This is a genomic window from Pseudomonas sp. HR1 (genome assembly GCF_030175875.1).
In the GTDB taxonomy this organism is placed as follows: domain Bacteria; phylum Pseudomonadota; class Gammaproteobacteria; order Pseudomonadales; family Pseudomonadaceae; genus Chryseomonas; species Chryseomonas oryzihabitans.
The window spans coordinates 1-562 of record NZ_JASNRF010000077.1; the positions used below are offsets into that span (position 1 = coordinate 1).

A 562-nucleotide genomic window follows, 5' to 3' on the forward strand; every position below is an offset into this window, starting at 1 on the left:
AGTTCGGCAATACGCTCAGACGACAGGGACTTCTTCCTGCCACGGTAGGCCCCGCGCTGCTTGGCGAGCGCGATGCCCTCGCGCTGCCGCTCGCGGATCAAGGCGCGTTCGACCTCGGCGAACGCGCCCATTACCGACAGCATCAGGTTCGCCATCGGCGAGTCCTCGCCGGTGAAGGTCAAATGCTCCTTAAGGAACTCGATGCGTACGCCGCGCTGGGTGAGGCCCTGCACCAGGCGGCGCAGGTCGTCGAGGTTGCGCGCCAGACGATCCATGCTGTGCACCACGACCGTGTCGCCTTCGCGCACGAAGGCGAGCAGCCGTTCCAGTTCGGGCCGCCGTGTGTCCTTGCCCGACGCCTTGTCGGTGAACACTTTATCCACCTGGATCTGTTCGAGCTGCCGTTCTGGGTTCTGGTCGAAGCTGCTGACGCGGACGTAACCGATGCGCTGACCGTGCAAGGTATCCTCCTGAGGGAAATGTGTCAGGAAGAAATCTATGACCCTTGACGGCGTATGTCAATCAATTCGGAAGGCAACTCTATTCTGACGATTTAGCGCCG

General features: G+C 61.6%; 1 protein-coding gene. It reads right to left on the reverse strand.

Features of this window, described 5'->3' with window-relative positions; genetic code table 11:
- Positions 1-461, reverse strand: a 461-nt coding sequence (locus QKY98_RS23675; RefSeq protein WP_284671714.1) for a recombinase family protein, incomplete at its 3' end; no start/stop codon positions are given.
- Between the last annotated feature and the right edge of the window lie 101 nt (positions 462-562).